This is a genomic window from Rhodococcus sp. HM1, assembly GCF_023218075.1.
Lineage (GTDB): Bacteria > Actinomycetota > Actinomycetes > Mycobacteriales > Mycobacteriaceae > Rhodococcus.
Genome location: NZ_JALPTB010000001.1, coordinates 130,177 through 150,533, shown reverse-complemented (window position 1 = coordinate 150,533; position 20,357 = coordinate 130,177). Strand labels below are relative to the sequence as shown.

At 69.4% G+C, this 20,357-nt stretch carries 15 protein-coding genes and 1 riboswitch; of the genes, 10 read left to right on the top strand and 5 right to left on the bottom strand.

The features are described 5' to 3' along the window. Positions 1-81: 81 nt before the first annotated feature. From M1M07_RS00695 to M1M07_RS00685, 3 genes are all read left to right on the top strand, one after another. Positions 82-1,137: an iron ABC transporter substrate-binding protein gene (locus M1M07_RS00695; protein WP_197254922.1), complete on the top strand. Its 1,056-nt coding sequence runs from the start codon at positions 82-84 to the stop codon at positions 1,135-1,137. Positions 1,138-1,237: 100 nt separating this feature from the next. Beyond that, positions 1,238-2,716: an iron ABC transporter permease gene (locus M1M07_RS00690; protein WP_248673022.1), complete on the top strand. Its 1,479-nt coding sequence runs from the start codon at positions 1,238-1,240 to the stop codon at positions 2,714-2,716. Beyond that, a complete protein-coding gene (locus M1M07_RS00685; protein ID WP_197254920.1) occupies positions 2,713-3,783 on the top strand; it encodes an ABC transporter ATP-binding protein in 1,071 nt (356 codons plus the stop codon). Before M1M07_RS00690 ends, M1M07_RS00685 begins: the two co-directional genes overlap by 4 nt. Positions 3,784-3,836: 53 nt before the next feature. On the opposite strand, the gene M1M07_RS00680 is transcribed toward M1M07_RS00685, so the two are convergent. Next, positions 3,837-5,747 (bottom strand): hypothetical protein, encoded by a 1,911-nt coding sequence (locus M1M07_RS00680; protein WP_248672970.1) that lies wholly within the window; start codon positions 5,745-5,747, stop codon positions 3,837-3,839. Between the two features lie 189 nt (positions 5,748-5,936). Here M1M07_RS00680 and M1M07_RS00675 point away from each other — a divergent pair, with 189 nt between their 5' ends. Next, positions 5,937-6,452: a hypothetical protein gene (locus M1M07_RS00675; protein ID WP_248672969.1), complete on the top strand. Its 516-nt coding sequence runs from the start codon at positions 5,937-5,939 to the stop codon at positions 6,450-6,452. A gap of 7 nt (positions 6,453-6,459) precedes the next feature. Here M1M07_RS00675 and cobF read toward each other — a convergent pair whose 3' ends face one another. Next, positions 6,460-7,206 carry a precorrin-6A synthase (deacetylating) gene (gene cobF, locus M1M07_RS00670; protein ID WP_248672968.1) on the bottom strand — a complete coding sequence of 249 codons (747 nt, stop codon included), beginning with the start codon at positions 7,204-7,206 and terminating at the stop codon, positions 6,460-6,462. Next, positions 7,203-10,823, bottom strand: a complete 3,621-nt coding sequence (cobN, locus tag M1M07_RS00665) for a cobaltochelatase subunit CobN (RefSeq protein ID WP_248672967.1) — start codon at positions 10,821-10,823, stop codon at positions 7,203-7,205. Before cobN ends, cobF begins: the two co-directional genes overlap by 4 nt. Positions 10,824-10,874: 51 nt before the next feature. Continuing rightward, a riboswitch (cobalamin riboswitch) is annotated at positions 10,875-11,079 on the bottom strand. Between the two features lie 26 nt (positions 11,080-11,105). On the opposite strand from cobN, the gene M1M07_RS00660 reads away from it, so the two are divergent. Genes M1M07_RS00660 through M1M07_RS00650 form a run of 3 tightly spaced genes read left to right on the top strand, consistent with a single transcriptional unit; the run spans position 11,106 to position 14,340 of the window. Next, the gene (locus M1M07_RS00660) at positions 11,106-12,179 is read left to right on the top strand and encodes a cobalamin biosynthesis protein CobG (protein ID WP_197254912.1); all 1,074 of its coding nucleotides are present in this window, start codon (positions 11,106-11,108) and stop codon (positions 12,177-12,179) included. Next, a complete protein-coding gene (locus M1M07_RS00655; protein WP_197254910.1) occupies positions 12,176-12,826 on the top strand; it encodes a precorrin-8X methylmutase in 651 nt (216 codons plus the stop codon). The genes M1M07_RS00660 and M1M07_RS00655 overlap by 4 nt, the downstream gene beginning before the upstream one ends. Then, a complete protein-coding gene (locus M1M07_RS00650; protein WP_197254909.1) occupies positions 12,823-14,340 on the top strand; it encodes a precorrin-2 C(20)-methyltransferase in 1,518 nt (505 codons plus the stop codon). Before M1M07_RS00655 ends, M1M07_RS00650 begins: the two co-directional genes overlap by 4 nt. A gap of 13 nt (positions 14,341-14,353) precedes the next feature. Here the strand turns inward: M1M07_RS00650 and M1M07_RS00645 are convergent, their stop codons facing one another. Then, on the bottom strand, positions 14,354-14,902 hold the full coding sequence (locus M1M07_RS00645) for a TetR/AcrR family transcriptional regulator (RefSeq protein ID WP_197254907.1): 549 nt from the start codon (positions 14,900-14,902) through the stop codon (positions 14,354-14,356). Continuing rightward, entirely contained in the window at positions 14,899-16,365 is a 1,467-nt protein-coding gene (locus M1M07_RS00640) for an MFS transporter (protein ID WP_248672966.1), read from the bottom strand. The genes M1M07_RS00645 and M1M07_RS00640 overlap by 4 nt, the downstream gene beginning before the upstream one ends. 241 nt (positions 16,366-16,606) lie before the next feature. Here M1M07_RS00640 and M1M07_RS00635 point away from each other — a divergent pair, with 241 nt between their 5' ends. Genes M1M07_RS00635 through M1M07_RS00625 form a run of 3 tightly spaced genes read left to right on the top strand, consistent with a single transcriptional unit; the run spans position 16,607 to position 20,287 of the window. After that, positions 16,607-18,940 carry a xanthine dehydrogenase family protein molybdopterin-binding subunit gene (locus tag M1M07_RS00635; RefSeq protein ID WP_248673021.1) on the top strand — a complete coding sequence of 778 codons (2,334 nt, stop codon included), beginning with the start codon at positions 16,607-16,609 and terminating at the stop codon, positions 18,938-18,940. After that, complete coding sequence (locus M1M07_RS00630; protein ID WP_197254903.1) at positions 18,937-19,812, top strand: xanthine dehydrogenase family protein subunit M; 876 nt, start codon at positions 18,937-18,939, stop codon at positions 19,810-19,812. Before M1M07_RS00635 ends, M1M07_RS00630 begins: the two co-directional genes overlap by 4 nt. Continuing rightward, on the top strand, positions 19,805-20,287 hold the full coding sequence (locus M1M07_RS00625; protein ID WP_248672965.1) for a (2Fe-2S)-binding protein: 483 nt from the start codon (positions 19,805-19,807) through the stop codon (positions 20,285-20,287). Before M1M07_RS00630 ends, M1M07_RS00625 begins: the two co-directional genes overlap by 8 nt. Positions 20,288-20,357: the final 70 nt, after the last annotated feature.

The following is a 20,357-nucleotide window of genomic DNA, read 5'->3' as shown; positions in this document are numbered from 1 at the left end:
CGGTGAGTCTTACCTTGGTCGGCGCGTAGCATTCGACTCGATCGCCGGTGCGATCGAACTGCGCTCGACACGGAGGAACACATGAGAACTACACCGTCGCGACACCGATGGACCCGCAGCGCCCTGGCAGCCGGGGCGCTGGGCGTTGCTGCACTGCTGACGTTGTCGGCATGCAGCAACGACACGTCCGGCGGAAATTCCGAAGACGCGAACGCGATCACGGTCTACAACGCGCAGCACGAATCGCTCACCCAGGAATGGGTGGACGAATTCACCGCGGAAACCGGCATCACCGTCAATCTCCGCAACGGCGGCGACACCGAGATGGCCAACCAGTTGATCGCCGAGGGCGACCGCTCCCCGGCGGATGTGTTCCTCACCGAGAACTCGCCGGCCATGGCCGCCGTCGAGAACGCCGGCCTGTTCGCCGACGTCGCCCCCGACACGCTCGCCCAGGTTCCCGAGCAGTACCGCCCGTCCACCGGCAAGTGGACCGGCATCGCCGCTCGCTCGACGGTGTTCGTCTACAACACCGAGGCCCTCACCCCCGACCGACTGCCGAAGTCCCTGCTCGATCTGCAGAACCCCGAGTGGAAGGGCCGGTGGGCGGCGTCGCCGTCGGGTGCCGACTTCCAGGCCATCGTCGCCGCGCTGCTCGAGCTGCGCGGGGAGGACGCGACGCGCGCGTGGCTCGACGCCATGAAGGCCGGCTCCGTGCCCTACAAGGGCAACACCGCGGTGCTCAAGGCCGTGAATGCCGGAGAGATCGACGGCGGCGTCATCTACCACTACTACTGGTTCGGCGACCAGGCCAAGGGCGGGGAGAACAGCAGCAACACCCAGCTCCACTACTTCCGCAACGAGGACCCGGGCGCATTCGTCAGCGTGTCCGGCGGCGGCGTGCTCGCCGCGAGCACACATCAGCAGCAGGCGCAGGCGTTCCTGAAGTTCATCACCGGGAAGAAGGGGCAGGAGATCCTGCAGACCGGGACCTCGTTCGAATACCCGGTGGGCAGCGACGTCGCCGCCAACCCCGCGCTCGTGCCGCTCGTCGAACTTCAGGCGCCCCCGGTCGACCCGTCGACGCTCGACAGTGCGAAGGTCACGCAGATGATGACCGATGCCGGCCTGATCTGAGCCGCTCCGCATGACCGTCACATCCACGCTCGTCCGGATCCCGGCGGGCGGCACCACCCGATCACGTCCACCCCTCGCCGTGGCAATCCCCGCGGCACTGATGGTCGTGGCCTCGCTGATCCCGCTCGGATTCGTCGTCACCGGTGTCGTCGAATCCGGGTGGGACAGCATCCGGACCCTCGTCTTCCGGCCCCGTGTCGGCGAGCTGCTCGTCGACACCGGCCTCCTGGTGCTGATCACCGTGCCGCTGTGCGCCGTGATCGGGGTCGCCGCCGCCTGGTTGGTTGCCCGCACGACCCTCGTGGGTGCCCGCTGGTGGGCGCCCATCCTCGTGGCGCCGCTGGCGATCCCCGCGTTCGTCGACAGCTATGCGTGGGTCACCGTCGTTCCGTCGCTGCACGGGCTGTTCGCCGGTGTCCTGATCACCACGCTGGCGTACTTCCCGCTCGTATACCTCCCGGTGCTCGCCACGCTGCGCCGCCTCGACGCCGAGATCGAGGAGTCGGCGCGGGCATTGGGCTGTGGACCGTGGGCGGTCTTCGTCCGGGTGGTGCTGCCGCAGCTGCGGCTCGCGATTCTCGGCGGGTCGCTGTTGGTGGCGCTGCATCTGCTCGCCGAGTTCGGTGCGTTCTCGATGATCCGGTTCGACACCTTCACCACCGCGATCTACGAACAGTTCCAGGCGACGTTCGACGGCACGGCCGGCACGATGCTCGCCGGGGTGCTGGTGCTGTGTTGCCTGGCGGTGCTGGTGCTCGAAGCGCTCGCGCGGGGACGGGCGCGGTACGCGCGACTCGGCTCCGGCACCGGCCGCACCGCGACCCCCACGCCGCTGGGGTGGACACAGTTCCCTGCCCTCGCGTGTCTCACCGCGCTGCTCGCCGCCGCGATCGGTGTGCCGCTGTACGTGATCGTGCGGTGGCTGGTACGCGGCGGCGCCACGGTGTGGGACGGCGCCGAGTTGCAGCGCGCCCTGCTGCAGACGCTCGGCTACGGGGTGGTGGCCGCGGTCGCGACGACGGTGCTGGCCTTCCCGGTCGCATGGATCGCGGTGCGGTTCCCCGGCCGGTTCGCGAAGGTCGCGGAAGGCTGCAACTACGTCACGAGCTCGCTGCCCGGGATCGTGGTGGCGCTCGCCCTGATCACCGTCGGCCTGACGTATCTGCCCGGGCTGTATCAGACGACGACGATGGTGATCGTCGCCTACGTGCTGATGTTCGTGCCCCGGGCACTGGTGAACGTGCGCGCCGGGCTGGCCCAGGCACCCGTCGAGCTCGAGGAAGCCGCCCGGTCCCTCGGTGTCCGTCCCGTCTCCGCGTTCCGGCGGGTCACCCTCCGGCTCACCGCCCCCGCGGTCGCCGCGGGGATGGCACTGGTGTTCATCGCGGTCTCCACCGAACTGACCGCGACGCTGATGCTCTCCCCCACCGGGACCGCGACGCTCGCGACCCGGTTCTGGTCGGCGAGCAGCGAACTCGACTATGCAGGGGCCGCGCCCTACGCGGCGATCATGGTGATCGTGTCGCTGCCGGTCACCTATCTGTTGTTCCGGCAATCACAGAAAGCTGCAGGGATATGAGCGGTCTCGTCGTCGACGCGGTACGCAAGTCGTTCGGCGCGGTCGAAGTGCTGCACGGCGTGGACCTCACCGTCGCAGCGGGAAGCACCACGGCCGTCGTCGGATCGTCCGGATGCGGAAAGACGACCCTGCTGCGAATCATCGCCGGATTCGAACATCCCGGCGGCGGCAGCGTCCGCGTCGGCGGGACGGTCGTGGTCGACGGCACCCGGTTCGTGCCCGCGCACCGGCGCGACATCGGATACGTCGCGCAGGACGGCGCGTTGTTCCCCCACCTGACCGTGGGACGCAACATCCTGTTCGGTTTGCCGTGGCGCGAGCGCCGTTCGCGGGATCGGGTGCGGGAACTGATGGAAATCGTGTCGCTGGACCCCGATTTCGCGGACCGGCGGCCCGACGAACTGTCCGGCGGGCAGCAGCAACGTGTGGCTCTGGCCCGCGCACTGGCCCGACGGCCGAAGCTGATGTTGCTCGACGAACCGTTCACCGCGCTCGACGCCTCGCTGCGCGCCGGCATGCGCCGGTCGGTCGCGAAGTTGCTCCGCGAGACCGGGGTGACGACGGTCCTGGTCACCCACGATCAGGAGGAGGCGCTGTCGTTCGCCGATCAGGTCGCGGTGATGAAGCAGGGACGGCTCACCCAGGTGGGGGCACCGCAGGACGTGTACACCCGGCCGACGGACCTGTTCACCGCGAACTTCCTCGGGGACGTGGTGATCCTGCCCGGCCGGATCAGCACGGCGGGCATCGCGGACTGCCCGCTCGGCGCGGTGCCGGTGCCTGCGGACGCGCCCGGGGGCGAGGTTCGGGTCCTGCTGCGTCCCGAGCAGATCGTGGCGACCCCCGCGAACGGCAGCGCCAACGCGGTCGTGCTGGAACGCGAGTTCCTGGGCCACGATTCGATGCTGCAGATCCGGTTGACACCGACACCGGACATCCGGTCCCGCTACGCCTCGGAGGCCCCGCACGGCGTGCTCGCGGTGCGTCAGACCAGTGTCATCGCTCCCGACATCGGCGCGCACGTGAGCCTGCACGTTCTCGGGGAAGCGGTGGTGTTGCCCCGGTAGCCCCGCCCTCGTGCGTGGTTTCGGTAGCGGCCGCTACCGAAACCACGCACGGGTCAGGGGATCACGGGGGCTGCGGCGCCGACGAACGCCACCATCTCGTAGCCACCGGGGTTGGTCTGGATCGGGATCTGCTTCCAGTTGTTGGTCACCCACACGTTGCCCGCCTGATCGATCGCGACGGCGGTACTACGGGTCAATCCGTCGAACCCGTAGCCGGTTCCGTCCGGCGAAATGGGCGCGCCGGTGGTCGTGCCCGGCCGGCACGCCACGACCCGCACACCGCAGAACTGTGACAGCGCCTGCCCGCCGAAGTTCGCGACCCACACGTTGTCGATGCCGTCGACGGCGATGCCCCACGGGATACGCAGGCCACCACCGGACAGCGGCGTCGGCGTCAGCAGTTCGCCGCGCGCCCCGATCCGGGTCAGCGTCCCGTCCAGATCCACAGGCCCTTCCGGGGTCGGGCACGGGACACCGATCGTGCGGGAGTTCGAGACCCAGGCGGTCCCGGCACTGTCGGTCGCGACCCCGAGCGGTTTGTCCAGTCCACCCCCGGCGACCGGCGGCACGATCGGGGTGCCGTCAGGCCCGAGCACGGCGACCGTATCGCTCCCGTTCCCGGTGACGAAGACCGTGCCGCCGGTGCCCTCGGCGAGACCGAACGGTTTGACGATCCCGAGGTCGGTGAGCTGCCGCGCCGACCCGGGATCCCCTCCGGGGTAGACGGTCACACTGTCGTTGCCGCAGTTGGCGAACCACACGTCGCCGCTGCCGTGGACGATGGTGCCCTGCGGCCAGCTGATCCCGCCCTGCGTGAAACCTTCGTCGGGCGAGAGCGCGACGCCGTCGGACGAGAACAGCGACACGCTGTTGTGCGGCGGCTGATCCTGTTCGGGACAGTCCGGAACCGGCGCTGCGAAGCCGAAGTTCGCGACCCACACGTTCCCGTCGTCGTCGATGTCGATGCCGAACCCGGCACCACTGAGCCCACCGCCGGTGTACGGCGCCCCGGGGAAGTTCTGCCCCGTCGGGGTCAGCCTGATCAGGTTGTTCGCCCCGCACACCGGGGTCTGCGCGCTGGGCGCGTACTGGTAGTTGTTGGTCACCCAGATGTTGCCGTCGTCGTCGACGGCGATGTTGCCGGGACCGTCGATGGAATGTCCGTCCCCGACGAACCGCAACGCGAGCGTCCATGCGCTCGGTGGCAGCACTCGATCCGGTTGGTACGGAGCAGGTCCCGCCTTCGACAGCGCGAACAGCGCCGGTACGTTCTGCCACGGGTGTCGGGCGGTGTTCACCATCGCCTGCCAGGTGTCGGCGGCCGTTCCCTGCCCGGGCTCACCAGCCAGATTCAGCAGTTGATCGCACACCACGGGGACCGCAACGCAATTGGCGATCATGTCGGCGAGAGAGCCGAAGGTGCCCAGGGTTTCGGTGTCCGGGCCGTTGGGCGAGGTCGCGAGCACGGCACCGACCTCCCCGCTGACGGGATCGACGAGATTGCGCGCCATACCCGCGGCGTTCGGCAGGCCCGGCGCACTACCGTCGATGCGCCCGCCGTTCGTGAACTGGGCGAGCGCGAACCCGGTGGCCACCGTCGTCCTCTCGTTGATCACGACGTCGCCGGGGAGCCCGCCCGCCCCGAGCACGCTCGCCAGCGTCACGCGGCGATCCCCTGGGTTCGTGGCGACCGCGTACACCACCGGCGTGCCCGCGGGCGCGGTGTAGTCGATCGCGAAGGCGCCGTCCGGACCGGACCGCGCGGTGCCGAGGGGTACGGGAACGCCCGAGGCGAACAGGGCGACGTCGTAGCCGGCGAGCGGCGCGCCTGCCGTGAGCACCCGCCCGCGCAGCGTGCCGCCGTCGGCGGAGGCGGGGGACGCCGCCACCACGGACCAGAGGGCGGCCACGACCACCGTGACGACGATCGCGCACTGACGCCTGAAACCACTCGAACCACTCATGGGAAAGTTCCTGTCGGGGTGTCTGAGTGGTGCAATCGTGACACAGCCGACATCGCTTGCGTGCAGAATTCGGCGCCCCCTGCTCGCGATCGGCGGCACCGAGGATCTGTTCGCCCGACCCCACGAACCCCTCACCAGGGGCGCCGGGGCATACTGGGGACCTTGTGCCCTGAGCGAGGAGGAGTACCGGTGAGCGACGACCTGTCCGCCTACCGCCACGAGTTCGCCCGCATCGAGAAGAAGGTCGCCGGTGAGTTCCGTGCCGGTCGCCGGCAGTGGGTGCTCGCCGGATGCGTGCTCGTGCTGGTCGTCGCGTTGCTCCTGCCCCAGACCGAAAGCGCAGCATCGTGGACCGTGCTCGCCGGTTGGTTCGGTGCGGACGCGCCCGTGACGGTTCCGATGCGTCTGTTCATGACCCTGGCGACCGTGTTCGGGGTCGGGATCTCGAGCGCCGCACTGTGCCTGCGTCGGTGGCGCCTGGCGGTGGCAGCGATGCTCGGCTCGGGCCTGTCCTCGCTGTTCGGTCTGTTCGGATACTGGTCGCAGAACGGGATGGAAACACCGGCGCCGCATTCGCCGTCGTTCGGGATGATGCTGGCCTGGCTCGCGATGGCCGCACTCACCTCACAGTGGCTGCCCGTCGTGCTGAGCAAGTCTCCCACCGACACCGGGCCACGCCCGGCGGTCCTGTTCGCGCAGCGATAGATTCGGGTCAGGCTCGTCGCAGCAGGTAGGTGTCCATCACCCAGCCGCGCGCGGCCTTCGACCGCAACCGCGCGGCCTCGATGTGCCCGCGCACGTCGGACAGACGTCCGGCGACGAGTTCCTCGTCGGACGTACCGAGGTTCGCACCCCACCAGATGTCCCATTCCCCGGGCAGTTCCGTGCACGAGAGATCGCCGTCGAGCATCACGACGAGGTTGTCGCCGCCCGCCGCGACCTCACGCGAAAGGCGGCGGCCGGTCGTGATCGTGACCGGACCGCCGATCCTGTTGAGCACCAATCGATGCCGCGCGGCGAGCATCTGCACGCTGCTGACGCCGGGGATCACGTCGTAGTCGAGATCGACGACCCCACGATCGCGGATCCGTTCGATCACGCGAATCGTGCTGTCGTACAGGCTCGGATCGCCCCAGACGAGGAACCCGGCCGTCTCGCCGTCACGTACCTGTTCGCGCAGGACCGTCTCGTAGACCTGCGCGCGGGCGGCATGCCAGTCCCGCACCTCGTCGCCGTACCGTTCCGGTGCCCGATCGCGGGGTGGGTCCGGAACGACGACGATCCGGTGGTCGCCGGTGATATGCCGTCGGCAGATCTCCTCGCGCACCGACACCAGATCGTCCACGCCGCGCTGCTTGTCCGCGACGAGGAACACGTCCACCTCGTTGAGCGCGTGCACCGCGGCGACCGTCAGATCGTCCGGTCCGCCGGGGCCGATCCCGATGAGGCGCACCCTCATCCGCGGTCCTCGAGGTCTCCCTCGACGTCGAGGTAGGCCTGCTGCAGCGCCTGCATCGTCGACGGGTCCGGCTCGGCCCACAGCCCGCGATCGGCCGCCTCGGTGAGGCGTTCGACGATGCCCCGCAACGCCCACGGGTTCGCCTCGCGCAGGAACCGCTGGTTCTCCGGGTCGAGGGCGTAGGTCTGCGCCAGGGTCTCGTACATCCAGTCGGCGACGACGCCTGCGGTCGCATCGTACCCGTATAGGTAGTCGACGGTCGCCGCCAGTTCGAACGCGCCCTTGTAGCCGTGCCGGCGCATCGCCGCGAGCCACCGCGGATTGACCACGCGTGCCCGGAACACCCGCGCGGTCTCCTCCGACAGCGACCGGGTGCGCACGGCGTCCGGCGTCGTCGAATCACCGATGTACGCCTCGGGGTCGCTGCCGGTCAGCGCGCGCACGGTCGCGACCATGCCGCCGTGGTACTGGAAGTAGTCGTCCGAGTCGGCGATGTCGTGTTCGCGGGTGTCGGTATTCTTCGCCGCGACCGCGATGCGCCGGTAGTTGGCGCGCATGTCCTCGGCGGCGGGCTCGCCGTGCACGTTCCGGCCGTACGCGAATCCACCCCACGCGGTGTACACCTCGGCGAGGTCCTCGTCGGTACGCCAGTTGCCGGAGTCGACGAGCTGCAGGATGCCCGCGCCGTAGGACCCGGGTTTCGACCCGAAGATCCGCCGCACCGCGCGCTCCGGATCACCGTGCTCTGCCTTGTCCCGCTCGGCGTGGGCGCGAACATAGTTCAGGTCATCGGGCTCGTCGAGCGCCGCGACCATGCGGATCGCGTCGTCGAGCATCCCGATCACGTGCGGGAAGGCGTCACGGAAGAACCCGGAGATGCGGACGGTGACGTCGATGCGGGGACGGCCGAGTTCCTCGAGCGAAATCACGGTCAGCTCTCGAACCCGGCGGGATTCGGCGTCCCATTCCGGCCGGACACCGATCAGCGCCAGGACTTCGGCGATGTCGTCGCCGGAGGTGCGCATCGCGGATGTCCCCCATACCGACAGTCCCACCGACCGCGGGTAGCTCCCGGTATCCGCGAGATAGCGTTCGACCAGGGCGTTCGCGAGAGCGACACCGGTGTCGTAGGCGAGACGGCTCGGCACCGCCTTCGGGTCGACGGTGTAGAAATTGCGTCCCGTCGGCAGCACGTTCACCAAACCGCGCAGCGGTGAGCCGGACGGCCCGGCGGGGACATAGCCGCCGTCGAGAGCGTGGAGCACGGCGTCGAGTTCGCCGGTCGTCTGCGCGAGCCGCGGCACGACCTGCTCGGCGGCGAATCCGAGCACCCGAGCGACCTCGGCATCAGTGTGCCCGAGCACGGATTCCACGGTGGACGAGGCGATTTCGGGTACCCACCCGCCGTCCTCCATCGCCTGGACGAGCGACCGGGCCTGCGATTCGACGGCGTCGACCTCGGTCAGCGGCGCATCGGGCTTCAGACCCAGCGCAGCACGCAGACCCGGCACGGCGTGCGATTTGCCACCCCACACCTGGGCGGCCCGCAGGATGGACAGCACCAGATTCACACGCGCCTCGCCCACGGGAGCACCGCCGAGCACGTGCAGTCCGTCGCGGATCTGGGCGTCCTTGACCTCGCACAGCCACCCGTCCACGTGCAGCAGGAAGTCGTCGAACTCGGCGTCGTGCGGCCGGCCGTCCAGGCCGAGGTCGTGGTCGAGTTTCGCGGCCTGGATCAGCGTCCAGATCTGGGCGCGGATCGCCGGGAGTTTCGCCGGATCCATCGCCGCGATGTTCGAGTACTCGTCGAGCAGTTGCTCCAGACGTGCGATGTCGCCGTAGGATTCGGCGCGCGCCATGGGCGGGATCAGGTGGTCGACGATCGTCGCGTGCGCGCGCCTCTTGGCCTGCGCGCCCTCACCGGGGTCGTTGACGAGGAACGGGTAGATCAGCGGCAGGTTCCCGATCGCGGCGTCGGTCGCGCACGCCGCCGACAGTCCCGCGTTCTTTCCGGGCAGCCACTCCATCGAACCGTGCTTGCCGAGGTGCACGACCGCGTCGGCCTCGAATCCGCGCTCCACCCAACGGTATGCGGCCAGGTAGTGATGGGAGGGAGCCATGTCCGGGTCATGGTAGATCGCGACCGGGTTCTCCCCGAATCCGCGGGGCGGCTGGATCATCAGCACCACGTTGCCGGCCTGCAGGGTCGCGAGGACGATGGCCTTGTCGTCGCCTTCGCCGTCGACGAACAACGACCCGGGTGCCTCACCCCACGCCTCGGTCATCGCGTCGGTCAGCTCCGCGGGCAGGTCCTTCGTCCACTCGCGATACCGCTCGGCGGTGACGCGCACCGGATTACCGGACAGCTGGTCGGCGGTGAGCCACTCCTCGTCCTGACCGCCGGCGTCGATGAGCGCGTGGATCAGGGCATTTCCGGCCTCCGTATCGTCCGCCAGATCCATGCCGGGGAAGCCCTCGCCCAGGTCGTAGCCCTGTTCGCGCATCGCCCGGAGCAGACGGATCGCCGAGACCGGCGTGTCCAGACCCACCGCGTTTCCCACGCGGGAATGTTTCGTCGGGTAGGCAGAGAGCATGATCGCGATGCGGCGCTGCGATTGCGGCACGTGCCGCAATCGCGCGTGGGCTACCGCGATTCCCGCGACCCTGGCGCAACGTTCAGGATCGGTGACGTACCGCGGCAGGCCGTCGGCGTCGAACTCCTTGAACGAGAACGGCACCGTGATGATCCGGCCGTCGAATTCGGGAACCGCGATCTGGGTGGCCGAATCCAGCGGGGAGACACCGTCGTCCGAGTCGGCCCAGCTGTCGCGACTCCAGGTCAGGCACAGCGCCTGCAGGATCGGGATGTCGAGAGCGGCCAGCGCCGCGACGTCCCACGCCTCGTCGTCCCCGCCCGCGCCGACGGTCGCCGGGCGGGTGCCGCCGGCCGCGAGCACCGTCACCACCAGGGCGTCGAGGCTGCCGAGTTCGGCGAGCAGATCGTCGGGTGCCCCGCGCAACGAGGCGCAGTGGATCACCACGGCCTGCGCTCGTCCGGTCGCGTCGATCGCATCCGCGAGATCGTGTGCGAATCGGACGTTTCCGCTGGTGTGGTGGGCGCGGTAGAAGACCACCCCCACCCTCGGCAAGCCGCCGGGCGCAAGCGCAGGACGCTCCGCGACACCCCATTCGGGCAGCGCCGCCGGGGCTTCGAATCCGTCGCCGCCGAGAAGCACGGTATCCGACAGGAATGCGTGCAACCGGGCCAGATTCGCAGGTCCGCCGTAGGCGAGATACCGGTGTGCTTCGGCCGCGATCCCGATCGGCACGGTCGAGTAGCTCATCAGTTCGCCGTCGGGGGTTTGCTCCCCACCGAGGACGACGACCGGGACCCCTTGTGCGAGAACCCGGTCGAGCCCGTCCTGCCAGGAACGCGCGGATCCGAGGATCCGCACGACCACCAGGTCGGAGCCCTCCAGCAGCGCGGGCAGCGCCGCCGGGGACTCGCCGGAGAGGTCCAGCCGGGACGGATTGCCGATCACCCAGTCGGCGCCACCGGCCCGCGCCGACAGCAGGTCGGTGTCGGACGTCGACAGCAACGTCAGGCGCGGCACTGCGCGCCCCGGAACAGCACGAATACAGCCATGTTCAGTCTCCAAACCCTCGTGGACCTCGCGTGCCGTGGCCGGTCTCCTGGCTGACGGATCGACGCTGCTCGGCCGACCTTCCCGGAGGTGACTCCAGTGGTCTCCGCACCGGCGAACCGGCACGGACGAGGGCGAACAACTACCCGCTCACAGTGGCGAGGGCCGCGCCGGTTTCCCACCGGCTTCCCGAGCACCACGGCACGCCGAGCCTAGCGCACGATTTCGGCAGGTGTGCAACCATGTGCGCCCATGACGGACCATTCGGCCGACCATCTCCCTCCGGATCGCTGCCCCGGCCTGCTGCGGCCGCACCTCGCCGCGGACGGCGCACTGGTGCGCGTTCGCGCCCCGGGCGGGCGTCTTCCCGACGGGGGTCTGCGACTCCTCGCGGCGGCCTCACGCGCATTCGCGGACGGCGACGTACACCTCACCTCTCGGGGAAACCTGCAGGTCAGAGGTGTCGTCGTCGACGAGTGCGGCGGCGTGCCCACCGGCTTGATCGAATCGGTCGCGACGGCCGGGTTCCTCCCGTCCGCGAGCCACGAACGGGTCCGCAACATCGTCGCGTCCCCGCTGTCGGGACTCACCGGAGGGTTCGCGGATGTGCGCCCGATCATCGGTGCACTCGACGCTGCGCTGTGCCGCGAACCGGCGCTCGCCGACCTGCCGGGCCGGTTCCTGTTCGGTGTCGACGACGGCCGCGGCGACGTCGCCGGTCTCCGGTGCGATCTGTCCGCGACGGCGCTCGATTCGGATCGGATGCGGATCGGGATCGGCGCCCTGAGCGGACCGGTCGTCCCGACTGCGGACGCGGTCCGGACACTGATCGACACCGCGCTGAGGTTCGTCGCGATCCGCGAAACCCGCTGGAACGTGCGGCAACTGCCCGGTGAGGGCCGCGAACTGGGTGGTACCGCACCGCTCCCCCGCCCGGAGAGGTCCCGAATGCCGTACGGGGTTCTCGACGGCGCCCTGTCCGTCCGGGTTCCCCTGGGAATCCTGACGCCGTCGATGGTCGCGGCACTTCCGGACCGCGGTGTGATCGTCACGCCCTGGCGCGGACTCGTCCTTCCCGCCGGCACCGACGTGGAGGCGCTCACGGCTGTGGGATTCGACGCTGCCGAGGATTCGCCGTGGTCTCGGGTGTCCGCGTGCACCGGCGCACCCCGGTGTAGTCTCGCCCGCAGCGATACGCGAGAAGTGGCCCGACGAACCGTCGCGGGGCCGGCCCCTTCCCGGCATGTCCACATCGTCGGATGTGAACGTGCTTGCGGCGCACCACATTTTCCCCATACCCTCGTCGTCGCCAGGAGTTCCATGTGATCGAGACACCCCCACCCCGCCGGTACGAGTACGAAACCGACGGCGCCGAGATCTACGTTCGCTCGTTCGCGACGATCCGCGCCGAGTCCGACCTTTCGGGCATCCCGGCCGACGCGGAGAAGGTCGCGGTGCGGATGATCCACGCGAGCGGCCAGACCGACCTGACCCGCGATCTGGTCATCCATCCCGGATTGGTCGGGGCGGCACGGAACGCACTGAACTCCGGTGCCCCGATCCTCACCGACGCGAACATGGTCGCCAGCGGCGTGACCCGCAAACGGCTGCCGGCGGACAACCCGGTGCTGTGTCTGCTCGGCGATCCCCGGGTGCCGGGCCTCGCCGAACGGTGGGGTACAACCCGGTCCGCGGCGGCGGTGTCGCTGTGGGCCGAGCACCTCGCGAACGCGGTCGTCGCGATCGGCAACGCACCCACCGCCCTGTTCCACCTGCTCGAGATGCTCGACGCGGGCGCCCCGCGACCGGCCGCCATCGTCGGTGTGCCGGTCGGCTTCATCGGTGCCGCGGAGTCGAAGGAAGCCCTGATCGAACACGAACTGCAGATCCCGTTCCTCGCGGTCCGGGGACGACGCGGCGGGTCGGCGATGGCGTCGTCCGCACTCAATGCACTGGCGCAGGAGCAGGAATGAGCACCGGACGACTCTACGGCGTGGGTCTCGGCCCCGGCGATCCCGAACTGATCACCCGCAAGGCGGCGAGGCTGATCGGCGAGGCCGACGTCATCGCGTACCACTCCGGCACGCACGGCCGATCCATCGCACGATCCATTGCTGCCGAACTCATCCCGGACGGCGCACTCGAGGAACCGCTGGTGTATCCGGTGACGACCGGCACCACCGACCACCCCGGCGGGTACGACGGCGCGATCGCCGACTTCTACGACGACTGCGCCGGACGGCTCGCGGCACACCTCGACGCCGGCCGGACGGTCGTCGTGCTCTGCGAAGGCGATCCGCTGTTCTACGGCTCCTACATGTACCTGCACGATCGACTCTCGGAACAGCATGCTGCCGAAGTCGTTCCGGGCGTGACGTCGTTCTCCGCCGCGGCCGCCGCAGCCGCGGAACCGCTCGTGCGACGCACCGACGTGCTCACGATCCTGCCCGGCACCCTGCCGGAACCGGAACTGGCGCGGCGCCTCGCCGACACGGACGGCGCCGTGATCATGAAGCTGGGCCGGACCTTTCCCGCCGTGCGCAACGCCCTCGCCCAGGCCGGCCGGCTCGACGACGCCGTCTATGTCGAACGCGCGTCGATGGGTGGCCAGCGCATCGCACCGGCCGCTGAGGTGGATCCCGATGCGGTGCCGTACTTCTCGGTGATCCTGGCGCCCGGCGACCGGGCGCCGCGCAATCGTGACACCGCCGACCGTTCCCGACCCGAGGTCGTACAGAATCCGGAACTGCCTGCGGCGCAGGAGCTGCTGGTGATCGGGCTGGGTCCCGCCGACGAGCGGTGGCTGACCCCGGAGGCTTCCGCGGCGCTCGCCGACGTGGATCATGTGATCGGGTACGGGCCTTATGTGGATCGGGTGCCGGTTCGTCCGGGGCTGCACCGTCATTCGAGCGGAAATACCGTCGAGGTGGACCGCGCGCGCTTTGCTCTCGAGCTGGCACTGAGGGGCGAGAAGGTCGCGGTCGTGTCCGGCGGCGACGCGGGCGTGTTCGGCATGGCGTCGGCGGTGTTCGAGGCCGCGCAGGACGACCGCTACGCAGCGGTTCCGGTCCGGGTGATCCCGGGTGTGTCCGCGATCCAGGCTGTCGCCGCGCGCGCCGGTGCCCCCATCGGTGGCGACTTCGCGGTGATGAGCCTGTCCGACCGGCTCAAGCCGTGGCCGGTCATCGAGAAACGCCTCGTCGCTGTCGCGCAGGCGGATCTGGTCCTCGGCATCTACAACCCGGCGTCGCGGTCGCGCACGACGCAGGTCGCCGACGCCAAGACGGTGCTGCTGCGGCACCGCCCGGCCGACACCGTGGTCGTCGTCGGCCGGGACGTTGGCCGGCCCGGGGAGTCTCTCGAGGTCACCACGCTCGAGAAGCTGGATCCGGCGACAATCGACATGAAATGCCTCGTGATCGTCGGCGCCGCAGGTACTTCGGTAACGTCCTCGGGTGCCGTGTGGACGGCCCGATCCGTGCGGTAAGCGCCTGGAGAGGTCAGAGTGTCGGGTCGTCGATGATCGATTGGATGAGCGCGCCGTAGGTGTCGATCAGCCGACGGCTCTCGATGACGTCGGGGGTGACGAGTTCGAAGGTTCGCAGCCCGCTTGCCAGCCCGAGGAGCAACGTGACGACGAGCCGCGCGCGGACCTTCTCCGGGGTGTCCTCACCGATCACGGTCGCGATGCGCGGCACGAACCGCGCCGCCATCTTCGCGCGTGCCTCCTCCCGGTCGGGCGCTTCCTGCAGCAGGAACGGCGCCATCGCCCAGAATTCGAAGTCGCCGGTATCGCGGCGTTCGACGAGTGCCCGGGCCATCCGGTGGCCGAGCGGCTCGGCGGGATGGTCGGGTTCGCCGACGTTCGGCGCATCCGGGACCGCGGCCTCGAAGAGCTGGGCCTTGCTGCCGGTCAGTTTCATCACCAATGCCGGTGAGACACCGGCGCGTTCGGCGATGTCACGGATCGTCGTCGAGGTGAATCCGCGTTCGGTGAACAACTGCCGCGCGACGTCGAGGATGACGTCGCGCGTCGTCCGGTCGGTCACGATCCTGCCCGGACGGATTCCGGGATGGTCACCTGTTCTGCGCGGGCACGGGTGGGCTTCGGAAGGAACACACCGGCCAGGGTAGCCAAGAGGGTCGCGGTGGCGGCGACGCCGAACATCGCGACGAACGCGCCGTGCCCGGGCAGGGTCTGTCCCGCGACGTCGATGGTGATTGCGGTCAGCAGCGCGGCGACGACGGCGCTCATGCCCGACGAGCCGACGGTGCGCAGCAGCGCGTTGACGCCGTTGGCGGCGGCGGTTTCGCTCAACGGCACCGAACTCATGATGAGCGCCGGCATGGTCGCGAAGGCCACCGCGTTGCCGATACTCCCCAGGACGCTGCCCACGACGATGAGCACGACGGTGTCGTCGAAGGTCATGCGGAAGGTGTAGGCGAAGGTCATCAGGAGGGTCGCCGCGACCAGCGTCGCGCGGGCACCGAACCGCGCGGTGATCCGGGCCGACGCGGGCGAGAAGATCATCATGGCCAGGCCGCCGGGCACCATGCACAGGCCCGCGGTCGCGGCGCTGAGCCCGAATCCGAATCCGGTGGCCTCGGGCAGCTGCAGCTGCTGGGTCGTCGCCAGGGTGTTGGCGTACGCGGCGAACGAGACGAACAAGCCCGCGATGTTCGTGAGCAGCACCGGGCGGTACATCGAGACCCGCAGGTCGACCATCGGCGCCTTCACGCGCAGTTCGTAGGGAACCCACACGGTGAGGACGACGACGGCGGCCGCGAGGCTCAGCAGGATGCGCGGGCTGGTCCAGCCCCAGGCCGGTCCCTTCGAGATGCCGAGCAGCAGCGCAATCAGGGCGAGCGAGAGCAGGATCGCGCCGGCGACGTCGAACCGGCCGCGGGTACCGGTGACGCCGGCCGGAACGAGGATCAGAATGCCGGTCAGCAGCAGGGTGCCCGCGGCGGCGGAGATCCAGAACACCGAGGCCCAGCCCAGGTGGTCGAACAGCAGGCCCGCGGCCGGCAGGCCGAGTGCGCCGCCGATACCCATCGTGGCGCTGACCAGGGCGACGGCGGCTGCCACCTTCTCGCGCGGGAGCAGGTCACGCAGGACCGCCATCGCGACCGGGATCAGCGCGGAGGAGAAACCCTGGAAGCCGCGGCCGACGAGGACCGCGATGTAGGTGCCACCGAGGGCGGCGATCAGGGAGCCGAGCACCATCATCGACAGGCACAGGACCATCATCCGGCGCTTGCCGTACATGTCGGCCATGCGCGAGACGATGGGCGTCGTAACCGCGCCGGTGAGCAGCGTGATCGTGACGAGCCAGGTGGCGTCGCCGTCGCTGACGTTCAGGATGCCCGGCAGGTTCGGCAGCAGCGGGACCACGAGGGTGGTCTGCAGCGCGACGACGAGCCCTGCCAGGCTCAGCAGCGCGGTGACGGCGGTACCGGACCGTACCGGCGCGGGGGTGCCCGCCGAGGGGCTCGGATGATCTGGGGTCACGGTGTTCTCCATCGCTCGCAAGGGGTGAACGATGTTCACCGCGCCCCAGTGAACGTCGTTCACCCCTTGCCCGTCAAGAACGCTCCCGGTTCGAGGCGGGCCATGCAGGCAATTCACACTCTCCAATAAGGAGAATGTGATTGACATCTCTTTCGAGCTGATGCTAAACAAGTGCTCAGCACACAGCGATCTCGACCGTCCAGCGTCCTTGTTCGTGCGAAGTCCGAGGTGACGAGTGAGCGTGACCCCCGCAGTTCCGTCCTGTTATGTCGGTACCCGCGTTCCACGCGTCGAGGACCCTCGGTTGCTCACAGGAGCCGGGTTGTTCGTCGACGACGTGACCCGCCCGGGCATGTTCCACGCGTGCTTCGTCCGCAGCCCGATTCCCCGCGGCAGAATCCTCTCGATCGACACCAGCGAGGCCGAGGCACTCGACGGCGTGCACGCGGTGTTCGTCGCGTCCGATCTCAACCCGCGCGTCCACGAGCAGAAGTACGCGCTGGACGGGCCGTTCATGCCGAGCCTGAACTGGCCGCCGCTCGCCGAGGACGAGGTCCGGTTCGTCGGCGACCCGGTCGCGCTGGTCATCGCCCGCGACCGCTACATCGCCGAGGACGCCGCCGAACTCGTCGCCGTCGACTACGACGCGCTGACCCCCGTCGTCGACTACGCCACCGCCGACACGAACGAGGAACTCGTCCACGCACAGTTCCCCGGCAACAACGCCGGCGGCATGGCGATCCCGCCGTCCGAGGACCTGCTGCGCATCTTCGACGAGGCCCCGCACGTCGTGAGCCGGACCATCCATCAGCAGGCCTACATCGCGGTGCCGATGGAGACGCGCGGCCTGGTCGCCGAGTGGACGAAATCGACCGGAGAGATGACGATCTGGGCGTCGACCCAGTCGCCGCACGAGGTCCGCGCGTTCTGCGCGAAGCTGCTCGGCATCGACGAACACCGGGTCCGCGTGCTCATGCGCGACACCGGCGGCGGATTCGGACAGAAGGTCGTGCCACAGCGCGAGGACATCTGCATCATGCTCGCGGCGACGATGTTGCCGTTCGCGGTCAAGTGGATCGAGGACCGGCAGGAACACATGATGTCCGCAGGCATGGCACGGCAGGAACACGGCGAGGCCCGCATGGCGTTCGACGCCGACGGCAGGATCCTCGCCGCGACGCTCGACCACGTGCAGAACGTCGGCGCCTACCCGATCCCGTCCCCGATCACCGCCGCATCCGCCGTCGGCATGCTCTTCCCCGGCCCCTACCGCATCCCCGCCGCGACGTTCAGCCTGAAACTGCACTACACCAACACCGTCGGCCGCGTCGCCTACCGGGGTCCGTGGCAGTACGAGTCCATGGCACGAGAAGTGCTGCTGGACAGCGCAGCCCGGCGCATCGGCCTCGACCCCGCCGAACTCCGGCGCCGGAACATGTACAGCAGCGACGAATTCCCGGTCGCGGCACCGACCGGCATGCCGTTCAGCGACGTCACCCCGCGCGAGACCTTCGAGCAGGCACTGGCCATGCTCGACTACGACGCGTTCCGCCGCGAACAGGAGCAGGCCCGCGCCGAGAGCCGCTACATCGGCGTCGGCACCTGCACCTACCTCGAACCCACCGCCGGCGCAACCCCGTTCCACAGCACCGAGGGCGCGACCATCCGCATCGAACCGTCGGGCAAGGTCAACGTCTACGTCGCGGGCGGGTCGTCGGGCAACAGCCTCGAAACCACCGTCGTCCAGCTGACCGCCGACGCGCTCGGCGTCGCCCTCTCCGACGTCAACACCATCCAGGGCGACACGGCCGTCTCGCCGTTCGGTGCCGGCACGGGCGGTAGCCGCTCAGGGGCGATGACCGCCGGCGCGGTCGGTGAGACCGCGTCGGTACTGCGTGAACGTATCCTCGCGATCGCCGCGCACCGCCTCGAAGCCGCCCCGGAGGACATCGAACTCGCCGAGAGCCGCGCGACGGTCCGCGGCGTGCCGGGAGCCGGGCTGTCGCTGCAGGAGATCGCGGACATCGCGTACTTCCAGACCGAGACACTGCCGCCGGGTGTGCCCCCGGGGCTGGAGGCGAGCGGCCGCTACCGCGCCGAGAACATGATGATCTGGGCCAACGCGACGCACCTGTGCACGGTCGAGGTCGACATCGCGACCGGTGCGGTGAAGTTCCTGCGCTACATCGTCAGCGAGGACTGCGGCCCCATGATCAACCCCAACGTCGTCGAGGGCCAGATCTGGGGCGGCACGGTGCAGGGCATCGGCGGCGCCCTCTACGAGCACCTGGCCTACGACGAGACCGGCAACCCCGTGACCACCACGTTCATGGATTACCTGCTGCCGACCACCACGGAGGTCCCCGACATCGAACTCGGGCACATCGAAACACCGAGTCCCGGACCGGGCGGCCACAAGGGCGTCGGCGAAGGCGGCGCGATCGGATCGTCGCCCGCGGTCGTCAACGCGGTCGCAGATGCCCTCTCCCCCTTCGGAGTCGAGATCACCCGGCTGCCGCTGACCCCGTCGACCATCGTGTCGATGATCGAGCAGGCCCGGACGGTGACGGCATGAAACCGGCAGCGTTCGACTACCACGCGCCCGCGACCGCCGAGGAAGCCGTCGCACTGATCAGCGAACTCGGCGACGAAGCGAAGTTCATCGCCGGCGGACAGTCCCTGATGCCGATGCTCAACCTGCGGCTGGCCGTGTTCGAGCACCTCGTCGACCTGCGCCGCGTACAGACCTTGCGCGGCATCGAAGTTCGCGGCGATTCGGTGTGGATCGGCGCCGGTACCACGCACAGCACGGTCGGCCGGTCCGAGCAGATCCGGACTGCGGTGCCGCTGCTGTCGCGCGCCACCCCGCTGATCGGGCACTTCCAGATCCGCAACCGGGGCACGATCGGCGGGTCGATCGCCCACGCGGACGGCGCCGGCGAATACCCGGCCGTCGCGCTGACACTCGACGCCGAGATCGAGACGCTGTCGCCCGGCGGTACCCGCACGATCCCCGCGTCGCAGTTCTTCACCGGCATGTGGAGCACCGACCTCGCCGAGGACGAACTGATCACCGGTATCACCTTCCCGGTCGCACCGGCCCGCAGCGGCTACGCGATCGAGGAGTTCACCCGTCGCAGCGGCGATTTCGCGGTCGCGGGTGCGCTGGTCGCGTTGACTCTCGCCGAGGACTCGACGATCGAACGGTGTGCGATCACCACGTTCGGGCTGGGTCCCACCGCAACCCGCGCGACCGTCGTCGAACAGGCTCTCACCGGCGGGGCTGTGGCCGAGCAGGATCCGGAGATGGTGGCCCGGGACGTTCTTGCCGGTGTCGAGTCGATCTCCGAGGACCTGCACGGTCCGGTCGAGTACCGCAAGCGTGTCGGCACGGCAATGGTGGCGCGCGCATGGCAGCGCGCCGTGGAGGAGGCAACGCATGGCTGACGTCGACATCGAGGTCCGGATCAACGGCACGAGCTTTCGCCGCACCGTGCCTCCGCGGCTGACCCTCGCCGATTTCCTTCGCGTCGACTGCGGTTTGACCGGAACACATCTCGGTTGCGAGCACGGGGTCTGCGGCGCCTGCACCGTGATGCTCGACGGGGAAGCGGTCCGCGCGTGCCTGGTGTTCGCGGTGCAGGCCGACGGTTCCGAGATCACGACCATCGAGGGGATCGCCGAACCCGACGGCACGCTGTCACCGGTCCAGGCCGCGTTCCGCGATCACCACGGTCTCCAGTGCGGCTTCTGCACACCGGGTTTCGTCGTCACCGCGAGCGCATTCCTGCGGGACAACCCGTCCCCGACCGACGACGAGATCCGGGAAGCGCTGTCCGGGAACATCTGCCGCTGCACCGGCTATCAGGGAATCATCGCGGCCGTGAAGGCGGCCGTGGGCACCGTCGCTGCCGACGACTGAACGAGGGGCCGAGGGCAGGGGCCGGGATTTCTCTCCCGTTCTTCCGAGCGAACGGTACATTCAGTCGATC

Coding starts and splice junctions, on each gene's coding strand:
- M1M07_RS00695 (WP_197254922.1), top strand. CDS start 82: ATGAGAACTACACCGTCGCGACACCGATGGACCCGCAGCGCCCTGGCA.
- M1M07_RS00690 (WP_248673022.1), top strand. CDS start 1,238: ATGGTCGTGGCCTCGCTGATCCCGCTCGGATTCGTCGTCACCGGTGTC.
- M1M07_RS00685 (WP_197254920.1), top strand. CDS start 2,713: ATGAGCGGTCTCGTCGTCGACGCGGTACGCAAGTCGTTCGGCGCGGTC.
- M1M07_RS00680 (WP_248672970.1), bottom strand. CDS start 5,747: ATGAGTGGTTCGAGTGGTTTCAGGCGTCAGTGCGCGATCGTCGTCACG.
- cobF (WP_248672968.1), bottom strand. CDS start 7,206: ATGAGGGTGCGCCTCATCGGGATCGGCCCCGGCGGACCGGACGATCTG.
- M1M07_RS00660 (WP_197254912.1), top strand. CDS start 11,106: ATGACGGACCATTCGGCCGACCATCTCCCTCCGGATCGCTGCCCCGGC.
- M1M07_RS00650 (WP_197254909.1), top strand. CDS start 12,823: ATGAGCACCGGACGACTCTACGGCGTGGGTCTCGGCCCCGGCGATCCC.
- M1M07_RS00630 (WP_197254903.1), top strand. CDS start 18,937: ATGAAACCGGCAGCGTTCGACTACCACGCGCCCGCGACCGCCGAGGAA.
- M1M07_RS00625 (WP_248672965.1), top strand. CDS start 19,805: ATGGCTGACGTCGACATCGAGGTCCGGATCAACGGCACGAGCTTTCGC.